Origin of the sequence: Bacteroides sp. 51 (assembly GCF_010500965.1) — a bacterium.
GTDB lineage: Bacteria > Bacteroidota > Bacteroidia > Bacteroidales > Bacteroidaceae > Bacteroides.
In genome coordinates, this window is record NZ_QVMI01000002.1 from 213,025 (window position 1) to 230,519 (window position 17,495).

A 17,495-nucleotide genomic window follows, 5' to 3' on the forward strand; every position below is an offset into this window, starting at 1 on the left:
CATTTTAAAGTTGATTTTATATGCAAAGAAAATAGGAGGCAGTTAATAAAATGTATAATTACTGCTTAAAATGGAGTTAATAATGAATGTTTTCGAGGAAATTTAAGTAAAGTTTTGCACATCCTCTGGCATCGGACAGTGCTTCATGGTGTTGCAAAGGAATACCCTGGCGTTCGCAACAGGCATTTAATGTAACGGGTTTGTATCCTAATGAACGATAGATTCTGCAAGTACATTCCCAACGTTCGGGAAGAAATAATTCATCATAATCCAGTTGATAAACACGCATCGTTTGTATCAAAACGTTACGGTCAAATCCTTCGTTATGGGCAACAACAATTTTGCCTTTCAATCGTTTTTTAACTTCCGGATAAATGGCGTGAAATCCGGGTAAATCTTCGGTCATGGCGGGAGTGATGCCATGAATAGAGATATTTTTTCGCCAGTATTCGTTTTCGGGTGGTTGAAAGAGACTGTGATATTCGTCGGTAATGATACCGTCTTCGATGGTGACAATGCCGACGGCACAGGCGCTGTATGGATAGCCTGTTGCCGTCTCAAAGTCTATAGCTACAAATGTACTCATCAGATGCGGTCGAGTACGGTTTTGATTAATGTGTCGATGGTGTTCCGGTATCCGGTATTGGCTTCCTTAATCAGTCGATTGGCAATAACCATACAAACAGTGGTTGCTTTATGCCCCATTAGTTTACTGAGTCCGGCAAGTGCGGAACTTTCCATTTCGAAGTTAGTGATTCTGTGACCATTGTATTCGAAGGTTTCAATTTTCTCGTTTTGCTTCGGATCGGCCAATGGAATACGGAGTTCACGTCCCTGCGGACCAAAGAACCCACTTGCTGCGATAGTCACCCCGCGTACCATTTCGTCTTTAGCGATGCGATTGCACAATTCGGGATCGGCATCAATTACATAAGGAGCCGGGTTCCCGATGTTGCCCGTCCAGCCCATGTGTGCCAGGAATGCTTTCTCAAATTCCAGATCGCAAGCTTCGTTACGTCCGGCATAGAAGTTTAGTAAACCATCAAACCCAACCGACTTTTGTGAGCAAATAAATGTTCCTACAGGTGTGTTGGGTTGCAATCCGCCACAGGTACCAATGCGTACTAACTCCAGTTGGCGGAAGTTTTCTTTTTCTTCACGCGTGTTGAAGTCTATATTGGCAAGTGCATCAAGTTCGTTTAATACGATGTCAATATTATCACAGCCAATTCCGGTAGAAAGAACTGTAATTCGTTTGCCTTTATATGTTCCTGTACAGGTTTTGAACTCACGACTTTCTACTTCAAATTCTTTATTGTCGAAGTGTGATACAACGAGTGCCACGCGTCCGGGATCACCGACCAGGATTACTTTATCTGCCAGTTGTTCCGGTTTTACGTGAAGATGGAATACGGAGCCATCTTCGTTGATGATTAGTTCGGATGAAGGGAAATATTTCTTCATAATTTTATTTTTTAAGGATATGTCGCCCGCATGGAAACCAGGGTGCGGCACCTTGCCGCTATCCTAACGGTTTACTTGTTCCCGAATTAGGTTTGGCAATATTTTCACGCATAGAGGTATCTGCTTCGATATTCTTCATGCGATAGTAGTCCATGATTCCCAGATTGCCATTGCGGAATGCTTCTGCCATTGCTTTAGGAACTTCTGCCTCTGCTTCAATAACCTTCGCACGGGCTTCTTGTGCTTTAGCTTTCATTTCCTGTTCGGTAGCTACTGCCATTGCACGGCGTTCTTCGGCCTTTGCTTGTGCGATATTCTTATCGGCATTCGCCTGATCCATTTGCAGAACGGCACCAATGTTCTTACCAATATCAATATCGGCAATATCAATAGATAAGATTTCGAATGCAGTTCCTGCATCCAACCCTTTGCGAAGTACAAGTTTGGAAATGGTGTCCGGGTTTTCAAGTACAGCTTTGTGATTGGTCGATGAACCAATAGATGATACGATACCCTCACCAACACGGGCAAGAACAGTATCCTCACCGGCACCGCCGACTAACTGGCGAATATTGGCACGTACTGTTACGCGAGCTTTGGCTATCAACTGAATACCATCTTTGGCCATTGCTGTAACGGGAGGTGTATCAATTACTTTAGGGTTTACTGACATCTGAACCGCTTCGAATACATCACGTCCGGCGAGGTCAATGGCTGTTGCCATTTGGAAAGATAATTCGATATTCGCTTTAGATGCCGATACCAGTGCATGTACTACTTTCTCTACATGCCCACCGGCCAGATAGTGAGCTTCCAGTTCGTCGCGTGTGATATTACTTAGTCCGGCTTTATGAGCCTCGATCATAGCCGGAACAATAATATAAGGAGGCACATTACGAATACGCATCAGAAAGAGTTGTACCAGAGAGATGTGGACTCCCGAAACCTTGGCGGACAACCAAAGGAAGAATGGTACATAATGAAAGAAAATGGCAAGAAAGATAATAGCACCAGCTATTATCGCAATGGTAAGATACATTGGGTCCATTATGTTCTGTTTTTAGTGAATAATATATTTATTTATCTTTTTCTACAAGGATGGTGCCGTCTGAGATCCGGGTTACGATAACCGCAGTCTTTTCATCCAGAAAACCATCGGTCGATTTTACCTCTACTATCTTTCCGTTGATCTCGGCATAACCGATCAGAGCCAGGCGGGTAGTGGCAACACCCTTTTCGCCTACCTGAATGCTATGCTCCGCTTTCTTATCAACTTTAGAATCAATATTCTTTTTCAAGGAAATTTTATCAAGCGTTTTAGAGCGCATAAAAAGTACAATAGAACCTATACAGGCTATGGCCGAAACGGTTAAGGTGATAAAACCTGCAACAGGTCCCATATAAACGAAGGCATAATAATTGGCGTATAGCAAAGCTCCAACAGCAGCAATCCCTGCAATACTGATTCCAGGAATAAAGAATATTTCTACCAGAAGCAGGATAATAGCTGCAATGAGCAAAACGGCGATAATAAGTATGTCCATATTTTATTTTTTAAGGGATTTAATCTCTTCGTTACGTATATTAGTCGCCAGAGTGTCTAATTCGTCACTCAATGTACCTACCTTTTTTTCCAGATAAAGAATAGCGGAAGCCATTTTGTCTTTATCCGTTTTGTTGGCTACGGCATATGTATTACGTTGTTCTTCCAGTCTGTTTACTTGTGTCTTGTATTCCTTTTCCTGTTGCTGGTATTTATTGAACAATTCTTTTGCGCGGGTTGATTTGAAATCATTTACACTGTGATAAGTATATTGATCGTTGATGATAAATGCAAAGTCATATGTCTTGCGCTCTTTGGTGGTTTGAGCCATAGCACTGGCAAGTCTTTCCTTGGCGGCAGTTACTATGGTTTCGTCTTTCCAGGTATCTTTTATAGAGGTCAGTTTAGCCAGGTTACGTATTTTTTTAGGGTCCATAGCTTCATAGTTATATGCCTGGCGGGAGGTATTGGGTACAAAGACATAGATGCAAACTTTGTTTTCCGGCTGGTGGCGGTCTGTGGCAAACCACCCGAGGTCATTAAACTCGTCAATCACATACATATAATCGTTGTATGGAGAGTTGAAAGGCATCCCTACATTTTCCGGTGCCAGATAAGTTTCGGAACCACTGTTATAGCGGGTTACAAGGATATCGTAACCACCCATAGAATGTGGACCGTTCGAAGCAAAATAGATCGTAATCCCGTCTGTAAGGACAAACGGATAGTTGGCATCGCCACCGGAATTGATACTTCCGGGCAATTCCACTCCTTTGCTCCACTCATTCAACAACTTGTTTTGGGAGAAAATATTCAATGAGTTGTCACTGCCGGTTTCGCTATAATATATTTTATTGCCCAATTCGGTTTCGTATACCGTGCCTTGATTGTTTCCTTGTACATTGAAGAATTCGTTATAGGTGTAAACGGTGCCTGACTCTTCACTGATTTTGTAAGTATCAAGGAAGTTGGTCTTATCTACAATGAAACTATCAATAATACAAACGTCTTCTACTCCTTTTAGCATACGGGCATTGACCTTACTTCTTTCCAAAAGCATGGTGGCTTCTTCTGTTGATTGTTTTCTTTTGGTTTGAGCTTCGATATACTCTTCAAATGCTTCAACAGCTTTCTCGAATTGATAAGCATGATCGTATGCCTGCCCCAGATAGAGGGGACCGTTCTGTATTTTCCTTTTTGTGGCGAATTCAAGATATTTAATGGCTTTTTCCGGTTCACCGGTTTTCAAACAGCACACTCCATACCAATAGTTATAGTTGGCATTGTTTGGTTGTGCTTTTACTTGCTTCTCAAATGCGGGTTTAGCTTCTGCATATTGCCCTTTGGTAAACATAGCTCTGGCTTGATCTAGTGTTTGGGCAGATAGGCTGCCGAACAGGAGGCAACAGAATAATATAATCGTATATCTTAGTTTCATAAGTAGGTTATCTTTTTATTAAACTCAAAAATACAAAGTTTTGAGTATTTCTTCCAAAGATAATAAAATTAACTTCCTTGAATTGCACTTTTCGTTATTAAGAATCATACTTTTCGTTATTTTTGCAGTCAATTTTACAAATATGGCACAATTCACTGAAGAAGAAAAAACAATCCGTCGTATAGATAAACGCTTTAATAAAGGTGTTGTCGGGTATGGATTGATAGAAGAGGGAGATAAAATACTGGTTGGTTTATCGGGTGGCAAAGATTCTTTGGCCTTGGTAGAGTTGCTGGGAAGACGTTCGCGTATCTTTAAACCTCGTTTTACGGTAATTGCTGTTCATGTGGTAATGACCAATATACCTTATCAGGCCGATCTGGAGTATTTGAGGGCACATGCTGCTGCGTATGATATTCCATTGATTGTATATGAAACTTCGTTCGACCCAAGTACTGATACGCGGAAGTCGCCTTGCTTTCTTTGTTCATGGAACCGCAGGAAAGCGCTTTTTACTGTGGCTAAAGAGCATGGGTGCAATAAAATAGCTTTGGGACATCACATGGATGATATTCTTGAGACGTTACTGATGAATATAACTTTTCAGGGAGCTTTTAGTACAATGCCCCCCAAGTTGATTATGCGGAAATTCGATATGACGATCATTCGTCCTATGTGTTTGGTGCATGAGTCTGACCTGATTGAGCTATCGGAGTTGCATGTCTATCAGAAGCAGAAAAAGAATTGCCCTTATGAGTCGCAATCCAGCCGGAGTGATATGAAAGGGATTTTACATCAGTTGGAGGCGATGAATCCTGAAGCGCGCTATAGCCTTTGGGGAAGTATGACTAATATACAGACTGATTTATTACCTTAAATAATTGCTTATATGCTTTCACATGGCGTTTATTCGATTCTTCTACTTATTGTATCCAATATCTTTATGACATTTGCCTGGTATGGGCACTTAAAACTTCAGGAGATGAAGGTGATTACAAACTGGCCGCTTTATCTGGTTATTTTGTTTTCGTGGTTTATCGCTCTTGCGGAGTATGCTTGCCAGGTACCGGCAAACCGGATTGGGTTTGTTGGCAATGGTGGTCCTTTCTCGCTGATGCAACTGAAGGTGATACAAGAGGTGATTACGCTTGTAATCTTTACAGTGTTTACAACGGTGCTGTTTAAAGGCGAATCGCTGCATTGGAATCATTTCGCTGCATTTGGGTGCTTGATACTGGCGGTATATTTTGTGTTTTTGAAGTAGTGGTATTACTTCTCTATTATATACTTCTTCATGTTTTCAGTAATGTAGGTCTTGAACTTTCCATCCTCATCACTGTATATGAGACATGCGCCAATTGTAGAATTAGCATTGGCAAAAGTTTCGGCTTCTTCCAGGCCCATAACCATGAAGGCGGTGGCCAGGGCATCGGCAGTCATACAATCCTGGGCAACTACGGTTGCCGAAAGTATACTGTGTTGAACAGGATAGCCGGTGCGTGGATCGATGGTGTGGGCATATTTCTTGCCGTCTTTATAGTAGTAGTTGCGGTAATTGCCGGAGGTAGCTACGCCACGATCGGTAAGTTGAAGAATCATTTGCAGTTCTTGATTTACGGAAAGTGAATCGTCTATCGGTTTGTTTATTCCGATGCGCCACGATGCTTGTTTAGGGTTTACGCCTTTCAGGGCCAGTTCGCCGCCGATATCGACCATATAGTTTTTTATTCCTTTCCGTTGCAGGAATTGTGCCAGTACATCTACGGCATATCCTTTGGCTATGGCACTGCAACTAACCATGATGCGTGGATCTTTCTTTTTTACTTTTCCTTCTTTCAGGGTTATATTCTTGTAGTTTGTAAGTTCCAGAAGGCTATCAATGATATGCTCGTTGGGCCATTCTCCTTTCTTAAAGCCGAATCCCCAGGCGTTGGCCAGTGCGGCAATCGTTATATCGAAAGCTCCGTTAGTCTCTTCGGAGATTTCCATAGAACGGTTAAATACGTTCTGGAAGAGTGTATCGGTTGTGATATCTTCATTCCGGTTGACCTGGCTAATGACGGAACTGTCGTTGAATGGAGAGAGTGAAGCATCGAAGCGTTTCAGCTCTTGTTCTATTTCTGTTTTTAGGTCTTCGGGGTATTGGTAGGTCATGGTATAAACTGTTCCGAAGATGAGCCCCTGAGTTTGTTGATAGGGTAGGGCGGTGTTTTCTCTTCTTAGGATATATACTGTTCCCAGGATTAGTGGAATGAGCCAAAGTAAGCGGGCTCTTGAGGGTTTCTTAGCTTCCATGACTATTGCAGGTAAAGGTGTTCGACTAAAATTTTAACTCCGATGATGACCAGTATCAAGCCTCCCCATAGTTCGACACGGATTTTGCGTCCATATCCGCAGCAGCTTCCAAAGAGTACTCCGCCGATGGATAGGATAAACGATACGAATCCGATGATACAAATGGGGCTGAGTATATCGGAAAAGGTGTTCATGTCCAGAAAAGCAAATGATACACCTACGGCCAATGCATCGATACTTGTGGCGATGGCAAGGGTGATGATTACTTTAAAGTTGCATGGGTTGAAGGGTTCTCTGTTTTCTTCACCTTTTAGTGATTCGCGTATCATACGTACACCCAGAAATACGAGAATACAGAAAGCAATCCAATGGTCAACGCTTTGGATGTGATGATGGAAGGTGTTGGCACCTGCCCATCCGATGAGTGGCATGATGGCCTGGAATAGTCCGAAGAAAAAGGCCATGGTTAGCATCGGTCGGATGCGAGGTTGCTTTAATATAATGCCACTTGCAATGGATACAGCCAGGCAATCCATAGCCAGACCTATTGCAATCAGCCATATTTCAATTCCGGCCATCTCAGAAGGGGAGTTTATAGATTAATGAGTATGTAAGTCCAAAACGATTTGAGTCATATTCTCCATATCCGGGAACATACCAGGGATCGCCATATTCGTTTAATGAAGTATTCATGCTTCGTTTATATCGTAGGCTCCAACCCATGTAGAAGTCTTTGTAGACTTTAGTGCGTATGCCGACCACCAATTCCAGCCATCCCATGCTTGCTTTCAGACCTTTATGGTCGAATGCAACGCTACCACCCCAGATGTTATCCGTCAGGCTTGGGTTTTCCATGTTTCCTTCGAATATCGGGTCTTCGGCAGGTGTGCTGACTGCATCGTAAGAGAAACTGGTGTATCCATACCGGAAGCCCAGGTACAGGAAGTTTGGATTGCCTTTCTTGTACATGGTATTATAGTTCATCCCAATGCGGAAATAGGGTGCGCTACTTTTATAGTGTGTTCCCCGTTCGCTCCAGGCATCGGTTGTTCCGTATCCGATTTCTACGATAGGGAAGAATCTGTTCTTCAGATTGGCTTCTACGGCTATTTCGGAACTAAGGAAGTCGCTACCAAATACCTTGGCGCCCAGTCCGTAGATGTCGGCACTTACGGTGAGCCCATTGTATAATGGAAACTCTACAATGTCTTCTTTCTTCTTGTCTTTGTCTGACGTGGAGTTCTGGGCGTGTATCGATGCGGTGCAGACAAGAAACAGAATAAGGCTGATTGCTTTAACGATAGTATAATTCAAGGTTTTTTGTCCCATCGGTGTTTGTACTATTATTGGTTACACGAATTGAATCCAGCCTGTGTTTTGTATATTTAAGCCCCAGTATGGCTTGTTTCATCTCATATCCACACTCCATGGATATGAAGTTCGGGGTATTGGTGTGGCGGATTGTTATGGTGTCTGTTGTTACCTGGCTATACTGGAAGATCACTATAGTGGTGTCTTTGGTGTACTGCAATGGGAGAGACAAATCGTGTACGTCTTTCTGATTGTTGAGGAGGATGGAGTCTGTACCGAATGCCGTGATTTTGAGTGAGTCGAGTGTATCTCTCACTGATGTTCCGGCTTCTGTCTTTCTATAAATGTAACCATTAAGCATGGCGCGACCTGCGGTGGAGCAATCGCTCTCGCCGGCACAGGATGATACGGTTATCCCAATCAGCGGATAGGCTACGATGAGGATGAATATGAGTTTTGCGAATTTCTTCATTGTTGCTTTTATCTTAAATAGTTTCTTCAATTTGATAATCATTCCGGCCTGTGGCGTTCCGCGAGATGAGTTCTCCGAGGAAGCCGGCAAGAAAGAGTTGGGTACCGATGATCATGGAGGTCAGCGCCAGGTAGAAATAGGGCGAATCTGTTACCAAGCGGTAGGGCAGGCCTTTGGACATGGCATAAAGTTTGCTTGCTCCGACAATGACCACGGCTATGAAGCCGATGACGAACATCAGCGATCCGAGGAGTCCGAAGAAGTGCATGGGTTTTACACCGAAACGGGCCAGGAACCACAGGGTGGCCAGGTCGAGGTATCCGTTCACAAAACGGCTTACGCCGAACTTGGTTGTTCCGTACTTACGGGCTTGGTGTTGTACCACTTTTTCTCCGATTTTGTTGAATCCGGCATTCTTTGCCAGATAGGGGATGTAGCGATGCATTTCACCGTATACTTCAATGTTCTTTACCACTTCTTTCCGGTAGGATTTCAACCCGCAGTTAAAGTCGTGCAGGTTTTTGATGCCGGAAACCCTGCGGGCGGTGGCATTGAAGATCTTGGTGGGGAGAGTCTTTGAAATGGGGTCGAAGCGTTTTCTTTTCCAGCCGGAAACCATATCGTAGCCTTCTTCTTTGATCATCCGGTAGAGTTCGGGAATCTCGTCGGGGCTGTCTTGCAGGTCGGCATCCATCGTGATCACGACATCGCCTTGTGCGGTTTTGAAACCACAGTACAGGGCTGGCGATTTTCCGTAGTTGCGACGGAATTTAATACCTTTCACATGCTCGGATTGGTTGCTCAGGTTTTCAATGACTTTCCATGAATTATCGGTACTCCCGTCGTTAACGAAGATCACTTCAAACGAAAAGCCGTTTTCGTTCATCACCCGTTCTATCCAGTTGTATAGTTCGGGCAGCGATTCTTCTTCATTGAACAGGGGGATGACAACAGATATATCCATGATCTTTTCGGGTTTAGGAAATAACTTGTTTCTTTTTTGCTACAAACGGTGCGGTTATCAATGCCAGAATGCTGCAATAGAGCATGTTCTGGGATAATAGTTGCATGGCGATTTCGATGGCGCTCATAGAACGTATCAGGTTGATTATGTCCGGAAGGTTGTATGGTTCCATCATTGTTTCGAATCCCGGTACGCTTTTGGCTTCTTCGAGCAGGGCGCTGTAGGTGTCCATCATGTATCCGTGGTCTATGAAACGGAAGTAAATGTAATGGCCCACGGCCGTCAGCAATGAAGCAAAGAGGTACATAAATACCATAAACAGCCAGGATTGCATGAAGGTGATGTTGCCACCGCATATCTTTTCCCGGAAGGTGCGGGCGTAGTAATATCCCATAAAAGGCACTGCTATGGTCAGCGTAAAGAACAGCAACATGAGGAACGAATTGGACAGGCCCATAGGGAAGAGGGCGAACTTGGCAATCCAATAGACTCCCATATAGGTACCAAAATGCATAGCATACCGCTGTAGATTTATTCTGTTTTCAGCCATTCTTTTTTAATATATAAGCGCACAAAGGTAGTATTTTTACATGAGAATATAAATCGGATATTTTTTTTATTTGTTAAATGTCTGAAATGTAGATGCTTAAAGGGTTTGCTGCAAAAAAAATATAAGTAGGCTATTGCAGGTTTTGAAGAAATGTCTACCTTTGCAGCCGGGTAAGTCCTATACGGCCAGCTCCCTTCGAATCCTCCAGGGCTTGATCGCAGCAAAGGTAGTTGGTTGTAGCGGCGCGATATAGTTAGCTTGCCCACCCGCCTCTTTAGCTCAGTTGGCCAGAGCACGTGATTTGTAATCTCGGGGTCGTTGGTTCGAATCCGACAAGAGGCTCAGAAAGAAAAGAAGTATCAGGAAATAATCTGGTGCTTCTTTTTTTTGATTAACCGGTGGAGGGTTGGCGGGCGGAAATTATAAGGTTTTGTTGGAAATAGCAAAATATAGACAAAATGACAGAAATGACATTTTGATAATAGAATGGAGCGGTAATCGCAAATTCCGGGCTTAGGGCAGAAAGGGAAGGGAAAATGGCAAAAGAATCACGTTTGCTAAAATCAAAAAGTTTTAAATTTATTAAATAGGCTATCTAAATGACTAAAATATAATAATATAGGTTTTAAATAGTTGCGCGGTCTGGGGTAAAAGTAGCAAATGTATACTTTGATTATTTTGCTTAAAACAGACCAACCAGAGAATAAAAATCTATAAAATGAAACACTTTAAACACTTGAGCGCTTGACTGTCGATACTTGAGCGCTTGGCTGTCGATACTTGAGCCGCGCGTTATCTATACTTGAGCCGCGTGCTGTCGGCAGTGCGCGGCTCAAGTGTAGAAATTATTGCACTGGGGCACTTCCAAATGTCAATAATACACTGCGGAATCAAGCCTAAGACCTGATTTTAACATCTCACTGACGGTTTTTGAAAAGTTTGCATGTAACTAGAATAGAACAAATACTATCTTTTTGATCTGTTTTTACTCATATTTATGACTTGGCGGATTAACAACTAGATTAATTTAGCAACTTCAACTCCCTTTCCTGTTTTTCTCCATAAACTCTGTCGGCGTAACCCCGAACTCCTTCTTGAATATCCGCGAGAAGTACGATGGATTATCAATCCCTGCCTGTTCTATAATCAGGTTTATAGGCAAATCTTCTTCCAGCAACATGCGGGCGATTTTGCGCAGACGATAACTACGAATATACTCTACGATAGACTTACCTGTGAGCGTTTTAATCTTGGTGTACAGCTTGCTTCGGCTGATGGCAAGAGAAGCAGCCAACTTTTCCACATCCAGTTCGGGGTTGGCTATTTGTTTCTCGATTTCGTTCTGAAGTTCCACCATAAACTCACTGTCGCGTTTGCTGAACTTTGCTTCGGGATTGTCCGAAAAGAAGTTCTTTGAATAATATGTCCTGACGCGTTCCTGGTGAGCGAAGATATTGGCAATGCTCAGCAACAGCAGTTTGCGGTTTACTGGCTTTTCGATATACTGGTCGGCGCCGCCCTCCATGCCCTCGATTTGATTCTCCATGCCCGATTTGGCGGTCAGCATAATGACCGGAATGTGCGATGTCTCAATGTTCTGCTTCACTGCACGGCACAATTCGATACCGCTCACGAGTGGCATCATGATGTCTGTCAGGATTAAATCGGGGTTCTCGTCCTTTAACTTCTCCAGGGCGACGGCTCCGTTTTCAGCCTGGATGATGTGATAATCCTTATCAAGTATTTCGGCAATGAGTATGCGTAGATCATCATTATCCTCTACCAACAATATCGTTTTTTTCTCCGTGTAAACAGGATAAGTATGATCGTCTATCACATCAGCGCCGACCATATCTTCAACTTTTTTGATAATGTTTTCCTTATAGCGCATAAACCCGGAAGACATTTCACTCTCTTGAAAAGTACCGGAAGAATTGTTTTCAGCAGTTTTCGTCTCTCGGAACCGGAAGGATACCACAATATCCGTTCCCTTGTTCCGTTCGCTATATATACTGATAGTGCCGCCATGCAGCTCTACAAGGCTTTTGACTAGCGCCAGACCGATACCATTGTCACTCACCACCAGCACTACTCTTCCCGTTTTGCAGCGCACGGAAGTCGAGCAATTCATTCACTAACTCGTGCAGCCGCTTGATGTTGTTCTCGAGAATATTCATGTACTTGATGTTGGTTCGTCCGGTCTTGAGCGAATCGAATGCTGCCATAATGAGCGATAGCGGCGTGCGGAAATCATGCGACACATTGGTAAAGAAGCGCAGTTGCGCCTGGTGGTATTCTTCCTTCTGTTCACGTTCCCGTTCCTCCAAATAGAGTTGCATTTTCAGTTTGCGTCGCTCGAAGTAATAACGAAGCATAGATGCAACAACAGCACCAACCAGTAGTATATATACAATAATGGCCCATGTACTGGCCCAGAGCGAGGTTTTCACGGTGAGGTGGATTGTTTTCTGCGCTCCCCATATGCCCTCGTTGTTGGCCGTCAGTATCTCGAATGTGTAGTTTCCCCACGGCACTTTAGAGTATGAGGCGATGCGATGGCGGGCATCCGTTTCAATCCAGTCGTTGTCGTATCCCCGTAGCCGGTAGCGGAAGCGGTTTTTCTCGGGGTTGAGGTAGTTGGTGGATGAATAGAGGAAATGGAATACACATCGACTTCAACTGGTGGCACGAAGCCCCATTGAAAGACCTCGACCCACGCAACTTCAGCGTCCGCTGGACGGGTTATTTAAAAGCACCCTCCACAGGAGAATATTATCTGGGTTATCACTCGGCCTACCTGTCCATGTGGGTAGATAATCAATTAATTGGTTCCACCCACGATGTTCACCATCCCACAAAGTGAATATTTAGCATAATAGAATAAATTGATAAGATATTTGTAAATCGGTACTATCAATGTTAGACTATTATGCTATTTTTATGGTCGAATTCTTATATCTGACTCGCGTTATTTAAATGATTATACCATGAACCATGAAATTCTCACAGTTGTACGGCCCAAGAGCATTTTTTTTATGCTCATATTTTGCATCTTTTCTACTACTATATATGGGAAAAACGATCTGAAACAACTGTCCAACTTCCTGGATCATATTATCAACAATAAAGAACAATACACGGAAAAGAAGGAACAGGAAATTAATAGCCTGAAAAAGCTACTCAAAAAGAAGGGATCATCACCTGAATATATATACGAGATCAATTATAAACTGTGCGACGAATATGAGAAATATAAAATCGACACTGCTGTTTATTATGCACTTGAAAATGTAAGAATTGCTCAGCAACTTGACAACCAGCGTTTAAAGTTTATGTCCGATATCCGTTTGGCCAGTGTTTATTCTTATTCAGGCAAATTCCTGGAATCACGAGATATTTTGAAAAATATCCCTTCACACCAACTTCCCCAAGACTTATTACCTGTTTATTATGAAACGTATTCACGCTTCTTTTATCACTATGCTGTAATCAGCAACCAAGGCGGGTATAACCGTGAGGCAGGGATATATCAGGATTCGTTATTGTCTGTACTGGAACCTTCTACTTTCAAATATAAAATAAATTTGGCGAACAAATATGCCAATATGCGCAAAAATAAAGAAGCCGAAGAAATATTGAATGATCTCTTTCGTACCGAAACTGCAGATTCTCCGGAATACGCAATGATTACTCATAATTTGGCCGTGATCAATGGAAGGAAGGAGGAGTGGGAGCTTGAAAAGAAATATTACATAATGTCGGCCATTGCAGATATAAAAAGTTCAATCAAAGAAAATGCTTCTTGCCTGCGGTTGGCACTGATCTATTATAATAGTGGTGATATTAACAAAGCATTTCGTTATACACAGTCAGCTATTGAGGATGCGGTTTTCTCCGGAGCGCAATTCCGAACAGCAGAAATGGCCGAATTTTACTCTATCATCAACGCCTCTTACCAATTAAAAGAAACAAAGACCAATTCTAAACTGAAAACAAATCTTATATGGATAAGCATACTCTCCATTTTCCTTATTCTATTGGTTATCTACATTTATAAGCAGATGAAAAAACTGTCGCGTGTAAAAGAGAAGCTATCACAGACAAATATTAAATTGAATAACTTGATAACCGAATTGAATGAAAGGAACAATCAGATAAATGAGAGAAACGAACAACTGCATGAATCCAATCAAATTAAAGAACAATATATAGCTCAGTTTTTCAATTTGTGTTCTACCTATATAGATAAGATAGAAGAGTTTCGTAAAGGGCTTTATAAGTTGGCAATTAACCGTCAATATGAAGATTTGATAAAGCGTTTAAAATCTACCGCCACGGTAGATAATGACTTGGAAGAGCTCTATGCGAATTTCGACAATATTTTCTTGAATTTATATCCTACTTTTGTGAGTGATTTTAATTCATTGCTTGAGCAGGAAGAGCAAATTCATTTGAAGACGGATGATTTGCTGAATAAAGAACTTCGAATATATGCTTTGCTTAGGTTGGGTATAACAGACAGTACCCAAATAGCCGGATTTTTACGTTGTTCAATGAGTACGATATATAACTACCGGACTAAAATGAGGAACAAGGCTGCGTTTAACCGTGAAAAGTTTGAAGAAATGGTTATGAAAATCGGTATTATGAAGAAAACAGTTGAATAAGTCATTCTAAACAATCTACATTTTTTGATATTATTTTAAATCGTATCTGCTGTATATCAGTGAGATACGATTTTTCTTTTCTACAATTCCTTCTTTAGCTCACAGAAGCTGGCCGAATAGGGATTAGTTTTGCATAACAGCTATTTCATCTCCCCTGCGATGAAATAAAACCTGATAATCTTTTAATGATAATAGCATGAATACCAAAATTAAAGTCGGACTTATCGGCTGCGGAAGAATGGGCAGATTTTATCTTGAGGAGATGCTGAAAAGCGGACGATGGGATATTGCTTATATATGCGACTTGAGCCCGGCTTCCCGGGAGCTTGCCGCTCAACTTTCTCCGGAATCTAAGATAACTGATAACGAACAGGAAATATTTGAAGACGAAACTGTGCAGGTAATCGGCCTTTTTGCGCTTGCCGACTCCAGAAAAGAACAAATTGAGAAAGCATTCCGCTATGGAAAGCATATTATTTCCGAGAAGCCTATTTCCGATACCGTAGAAAGAGAGCGGGCAGCCGTAAAAGCAGCAGAAAGTACGCGTTTGTTTTCGACCGTAAATTTATATCTACGCAACTCGTGGTACCATAAACTAATCAAAGATTTTATTGATCAGGGCGAAATCGGTGAACTCGCAATCATTCGCCTTTGCCATCTTACTCCCGGACTTGCTCCTGGCGAAGGGCATGAATATGAAGGACCATCTTTTCACGATTGCGGAATGCATTACGTTGATATTGCACGCTGGTATGCGGGATGTAATTTCAAAACATGGAATGCGCAGGCGGTGCGTATGTGGAATTACAAAGACCCCTGGTGGCTCCAATGCCACGGAACGTTCGAAAACGGAGTGGTATTTGATATTACACAAGGACATGTTTATGGGCAGCTTTCGAAACAACAAACCCACAATTCGTATATAGACATCATTGGTACTGAGGGAATTGTACGTATGACGCATGACTTCAAAACGGCGGTGGTTGAATTGCACGGCATCACTCAGACCATCCGCGAAGAACGTCCGTTTGGAGGTAAAAATATTGATGTGTTGTGCAATTTGTTTGCCGATTCCATTGACTCGGGAGTAAGACATCCTGACTTACCAACCTTCCGCGACGCAGCTATGGCATCCCAATCTGCATGGGAGTTTCTTGAAGATTCCAAAAATAAAGATCTTCCTGCCATCGGAGAAGAAAAGACCCTTGAAAAGATCTTATCAAGAAGGCGTGCTATGAAAAACGGATATGGATTACTTAAACAGTTGTAACAGTTCCATTATAAATCTAATAACATACAATTATGTCAGACTTTTCAAGAAGAAAATTTCTCAAGACCGGAGCGGCTGCTTTAGCCGGATTAGCCATTGCCCCGAGCTCAATTTTGGGCAAGAGTTTTGGGCATGTGCCTCCCAGTGATAAACTCAACATCATCGGTGTTGGTGTAGGTGGACGCGGTGCGCAGGTGTTGCGTAACATGAATTCGCATAATATTATAGGATTGTGCGATGTGGATTGGAAATACAGTACCAATGTATTTAATGAATATCCAAACGCTAAGAAATATTACGATTATAGGAAGATGTTCGATGAACTTGGTAAAACTGCCGATGCTGTAGTGGTTGCCACTGCCGACCATACGCATGCAATTATTGCTGCCGAAGCAATGACCATGGGAAAGCACGTGTATGTTGAAAAGCCACTTACACACACCGTTTATGAATCGCGCTTGCTTACAAAACTTGCCGATAAATATAAAGTGGCCACTCAGATGGGTAACCAAGGAGCATCGGCCGAGGGTGTGCGCAAAATGTGCGAATGGATATGGAACGGTGAAATAGGAGAGGTAACCAAGGTTGAGGCATTTACCGATCGCCCCATCTGGCCTCAGGGATTGTCTCGTCCGGATCGGGCAGAGAGAGTTCCGAATACATTGAATTGGGATTTATTCCTTGGACCGGCCAAATATCGTGAATACAATCCAATTTATACTCCATGGAACTGGCGCGGTTGGTGGGATTTTGGAACGGGTGCTCTTGGCGATATGGCTTGTCATATTCTCCATCCGGTATTCAAAGGGTTAAAGTTAGGATATCCTACTAAGGTTCAGGGTAGTTCAACCTTGTTACTTACGGATTCTGCTCCGAACGCACAAACGGTGAAGTTCACCTTCCCGGCACGTGAGAATATGCCAAAAGTAGGCTTCCCTGAAGTTGAGGTATATTGGTATGACGGAGGAATGAAGCCGATGCGTCCCAAAGGATTCCCGGCTAATAAGGATATGAATAATAAGGGCGGCGGCGTTATTTTCCACGGAACAAAAGATACATTGATTTGTGGTTGCTATGGTGCTGATCCTTGGTTGTTGTCGGGACGAACACCTGATGCACCTAAAGTACTGAGAGAGATAAAGACTTCGCATGAAATGGACTGGGTTCGCGCATGTCAGGAAAGTGCATCGGATCGTATCGAAACGGCATCGCCGTTCAGTGAAGCCGGACCGTTCAATGAAATGGTAGTAATGGGTGTGCTGGCTATTCGTTTGCAGTCGCTCAATCAGGAATTGGAATGGGACGGGCCAAACATGCAGTTTACGAATATAGCTCCCGATGCTATGATTCGCACAGTGATCAAAGACGGTTTCCAGATTAAAGACGGACATCCTACTTTTGATAAGACATGGACTGATCCGGTAAATGCGCAGGCATATGCACAAGAAATGATCAAGCATACGTATCGTGATGGTTGGAAGTTGCCGGAAATGCCGAGATAAATCGAATGGAATAAAATAA

Annotated in this window: 19 protein-coding genes, 1 tRNA gene and 1 pseudogene; 7 read left to right on the forward strand and 14 right to left on the reverse strand. The window is 42.7% G+C overall.

Annotation, left to right across the window (positions count from 1 at the left end; translation table 11 throughout):
- Positions 1–76: 76 nt before the first annotated feature.
- From D0T87_RS02850 to D0T87_RS02870, 5 genes are read right to left on the reverse strand one after another with little or no spacing between them, the layout of a single operon-like run.
- Positions 77–586 (reverse strand): 3'-5' exonuclease, encoded by a 510-nt coding sequence (locus D0T87_RS02850; protein ID WP_239063437.1) that lies wholly within the window; start codon positions 584–586, stop codon positions 77–79.
- Positions 586–1,464, reverse strand: coding sequence for a nucleoside phosphorylase (locus D0T87_RS02855; RefSeq protein ID WP_163172642.1), 879 nt, complete (start codon positions 1,462–1,464; stop codon positions 586–588). The genes D0T87_RS02850 and D0T87_RS02855 overlap by 1 nt, the downstream gene beginning before the upstream one ends.
- A 58-nt stretch (positions 1,465–1,522) precedes the next feature.
- Positions 1,523–2,512: a flotillin-like protein FloA gene (floA, locus tag D0T87_RS02860; protein WP_163172643.1), complete on the reverse strand. Its 990-nt coding sequence runs from the start codon at positions 2,510–2,512 to the stop codon at positions 1,523–1,525.
- Between the two features lie 28 nt (positions 2,513–2,540).
- Positions 2,541–3,008 carry an NfeD family protein gene (locus tag D0T87_RS02865; protein WP_163172644.1) on the reverse strand — a complete coding sequence of 156 codons (468 nt, stop codon included), beginning with the start codon at positions 3,006–3,008 and terminating at the stop codon, positions 2,541–2,543.
- A 3-nt stretch (positions 3,009–3,011) separates the two neighbouring features.
- The gene (locus D0T87_RS02870) at positions 3,012–4,445 is read right to left on the reverse strand and encodes a tetratricopeptide repeat protein (RefSeq protein ID WP_163172645.1); all 1,434 of its coding nucleotides are present in this window, start codon (positions 4,443–4,445) and stop codon (positions 3,012–3,014) included.
- 142 nt (positions 4,446–4,587) lie between these two features.
- On the opposite strand from D0T87_RS02870, the gene D0T87_RS02875 reads away from it, so the two are divergent.
- Positions 4,588–5,322, forward strand: coding sequence for an ATP-binding protein (locus tag D0T87_RS02875; protein WP_163172646.1), 735 nt, complete (start codon positions 4,588–4,590; stop codon positions 5,320–5,322).
- Between the two features lie 12 nt (positions 5,323–5,334).
- Positions 5,335–5,709, forward strand: coding sequence for a DMT family protein (locus D0T87_RS02880; protein WP_163172648.1), 375 nt, complete (start codon positions 5,335–5,337; stop codon positions 5,707–5,709).
- Between the two features lie 5 nt (positions 5,710–5,714).
- On the opposite strand, the gene D0T87_RS02885 is transcribed toward D0T87_RS02880, so the two are convergent.
- The 6 genes from D0T87_RS02885 to D0T87_RS02910 are packed head-to-tail and all read right to left on the reverse strand — an operon-like array spanning position 5,715 to position 10,037.
- Positions 5,715–6,740: an FAD:protein FMN transferase gene (locus D0T87_RS02885; RefSeq protein WP_163172650.1), complete on the reverse strand. Its 1,026-nt coding sequence runs from the start codon at positions 6,738–6,740 to the stop codon at positions 5,715–5,717.
- 2 nt (positions 6,741–6,742) lie between these two features.
- Positions 6,743–7,318, reverse strand: coding sequence for a manganese efflux pump MntP family protein (locus D0T87_RS02890; RefSeq protein WP_163172652.1), 576 nt, complete (start codon positions 7,316–7,318; stop codon positions 6,743–6,745).
- Position 7,319: 1 nt separating this feature from the next.
- Positions 7,320–8,069, reverse strand: coding sequence for a DUF6048 family protein (locus tag D0T87_RS02895; RefSeq protein ID WP_163172654.1), 750 nt, complete (start codon positions 8,067–8,069; stop codon positions 7,320–7,322).
- Positions 8,035–8,523 (reverse strand): DUF6452 family protein, encoded by a 489-nt coding sequence (locus tag D0T87_RS02900; RefSeq protein WP_163172656.1) that lies wholly within the window; start codon positions 8,521–8,523, stop codon positions 8,035–8,037. Before D0T87_RS02900 ends, D0T87_RS02895 begins: the two co-directional genes overlap by 35 nt.
- Before the next feature lie 13 nt (positions 8,524–8,536).
- On the reverse strand, positions 8,537–9,487 hold the full coding sequence (locus D0T87_RS02905) for a glycosyltransferase family 2 protein (RefSeq protein ID WP_163172658.1): 951 nt from the start codon (positions 9,485–9,487) through the stop codon (positions 8,537–8,539).
- 13 nt (positions 9,488–9,500) lie between these two features.
- A complete protein-coding gene (locus D0T87_RS02910; protein ID WP_163172659.1) occupies positions 9,501–10,037 on the reverse strand; it encodes a DUF4199 domain-containing protein in 537 nt (178 codons plus the stop codon).
- 268 nt (positions 10,038–10,305) lie between these two features.
- Here D0T87_RS02910 and D0T87_RS02915 point away from each other — a divergent pair.
- A tRNA-Thr gene (locus D0T87_RS02915) sits at positions 10,306–10,379 on the forward strand.
- Between the two features lie 694 nt (positions 10,380–11,073).
- Here D0T87_RS02915 and D0T87_RS02920 read toward each other — a convergent pair.
- The 3 genes and pseudogenes from D0T87_RS02920 to D0T87_RS24840 all read right to left on the reverse strand — a co-directional run.
- Positions 11,074–12,168 carry a DNA-binding response regulator gene (locus D0T87_RS02920; RefSeq protein ID WP_163172661.1) on the reverse strand — a complete coding sequence of 365 codons (1,095 nt, stop codon included), beginning with the start codon at positions 12,166–12,168 and terminating at the stop codon, positions 11,074–11,076.
- Entirely contained in the window at positions 12,110–12,412 is a 303-nt protein-coding gene (locus D0T87_RS25025; protein ID WP_370526813.1) for a sensor histidine kinase, read from the reverse strand. Before D0T87_RS25025 ends, D0T87_RS02920 begins: the two co-directional genes overlap by 59 nt.
- An 81-nt stretch (positions 12,413–12,493) precedes the next feature.
- Positions 12,494–12,664, reverse strand: a pseudogene (locus D0T87_RS24840) (triple tyrosine motif-containing protein); the annotation flags it as partial.
- Between the two features lie 17 nt (positions 12,665–12,681).
- Between D0T87_RS24840 and D0T87_RS02930 the strand changes: the two are divergent.
- The 4 genes from D0T87_RS02930 to D0T87_RS02945 all read left to right on the forward strand — a co-directional run bounded on the left by D0T87_RS02930 (position 12,682) and on the right by D0T87_RS02945 (position 17,476).
- Positions 12,682–12,900, forward strand: coding sequence for a PA14 domain-containing protein (locus tag D0T87_RS02930; protein ID WP_163172665.1), 219 nt, complete (start codon positions 12,682–12,684; stop codon positions 12,898–12,900).
- 172 nt (positions 12,901–13,072) lie between these two features.
- Positions 13,073–14,704, forward strand: coding sequence for a DUF6377 domain-containing protein (locus D0T87_RS02935; protein WP_163172667.1), 1,632 nt, complete (start codon positions 13,073–13,075; stop codon positions 14,702–14,704).
- 196 nt (positions 14,705–14,900) lie between these two features.
- The gene (locus tag D0T87_RS02940; protein ID WP_163172669.1) at positions 14,901–15,974 is read left to right on the forward strand and encodes a Gfo/Idh/MocA family protein; all 1,074 of its coding nucleotides are present in this window, start codon (positions 14,901–14,903) and stop codon (positions 15,972–15,974) included.
- A gap of 32 nt (positions 15,975–16,006) precedes the next feature.
- Entirely contained in the window at positions 16,007–17,476 is a 1,470-nt protein-coding gene (locus tag D0T87_RS02945) for a Gfo/Idh/MocA family protein (protein WP_163172671.1), read from the forward strand.
- The last annotated feature ends 19 nt before the right edge of the window (positions 17,477–17,495 follow it).

Excerpts from the sequence above, each read along its gene's own strand:
- D0T87_RS02850 (WP_239063437.1), bottom strand. The coding sequence starts at position 586 with ATGAGTACATTTGTAGCTATAGACTTTGAGACGGCAACAGGCTATCCA.
- D0T87_RS02855 (WP_163172642.1), bottom strand. The coding sequence starts at position 1,464 with ATGAAGAAATATTTCCCTTCATCCGAACTAATCATCAACGAAGATGGC.
- floA (WP_163172643.1), bottom strand. The coding sequence starts at position 2,512 with ATGGACCCAATGTATCTTACCATTGCGATAATAGCTGGTGCTATTATC.
- D0T87_RS02865 (WP_163172644.1), bottom strand. The coding sequence starts at position 3,008 with ATGGACATACTTATTATCGCCGTTTTGCTCATTGCAGCTATTATCCTG.
- D0T87_RS02870 (WP_163172645.1), bottom strand. The coding sequence starts at position 4,445 with ATGAAACTAAGATATACGATTATATTATTCTGTTGCCTCCTGTTCGGC.
- D0T87_RS02875 (WP_163172646.1), top strand. The coding sequence starts at position 4,588 with ATGGCACAATTCACTGAAGAAGAAAAAACAATCCGTCGTATAGATAAA.
- D0T87_RS02880 (WP_163172648.1), top strand. The coding sequence starts at position 5,335 with ATGCTTTCACATGGCGTTTATTCGATTCTTCTACTTATTGTATCCAAT.
- D0T87_RS02885 (WP_163172650.1), bottom strand. The coding sequence starts at position 6,740 with ATGGAAGCTAAGAAACCCTCAAGAGCCCGCTTACTTTGGCTCATTCCA.
- D0T87_RS02890 (WP_163172652.1), bottom strand. The coding sequence starts at position 7,318 with ATGGCCGGAATTGAAATATGGCTGATTGCAATAGGTCTGGCTATGGAT.
- D0T87_RS02895 (WP_163172654.1), bottom strand. The coding sequence starts at position 8,069 with ATGGGACAAAAAACCTTGAATTATACTATCGTTAAAGCAATCAGCCTT.
- D0T87_RS02900 (WP_163172656.1), bottom strand. The coding sequence starts at position 8,523 with ATGAAGAAATTCGCAAAACTCATATTCATCCTCATCGTAGCCTATCCG.
- D0T87_RS02905 (WP_163172658.1), bottom strand. The coding sequence starts at position 9,487 with ATGGATATATCTGTTGTCATCCCCCTGTTCAATGAAGAAGAATCGCTG.
- D0T87_RS02910 (WP_163172659.1), bottom strand. The coding sequence starts at position 10,037 with ATGGCTGAAAACAGAATAAATCTACAGCGGTATGCTATGCATTTTGGT.
- D0T87_RS02920 (WP_163172661.1), bottom strand. The coding sequence starts at position 12,168 with ATGAATTGCTCGACTTCCGTGCGCTGCAAAACGGGAAGAGTAGTGCTG.
- D0T87_RS25025 (WP_370526813.1), bottom strand. The coding sequence starts at position 12,412 with ATGCTTCGTTATTACTTCGAGCGACGCAAACTGAAAATGCAACTCTAT.
- D0T87_RS02930 (WP_163172665.1), top strand. The coding sequence starts at position 12,682 with ATGAATAGAGGAAATGGAATACACATCGACTTCAACTGGTGGCACGAA.
- D0T87_RS02935 (WP_163172667.1), top strand. The coding sequence starts at position 13,073 with ATGCTCATATTTTGCATCTTTTCTACTACTATATATGGGAAAAACGAT.
- D0T87_RS02940 (WP_163172669.1), top strand. The coding sequence starts at position 14,901 with ATGAATACCAAAATTAAAGTCGGACTTATCGGCTGCGGAAGAATGGGC.
- D0T87_RS02945 (WP_163172671.1), top strand. The coding sequence starts at position 16,007 with ATGTCAGACTTTTCAAGAAGAAAATTTCTCAAGACCGGAGCGGCTGCT.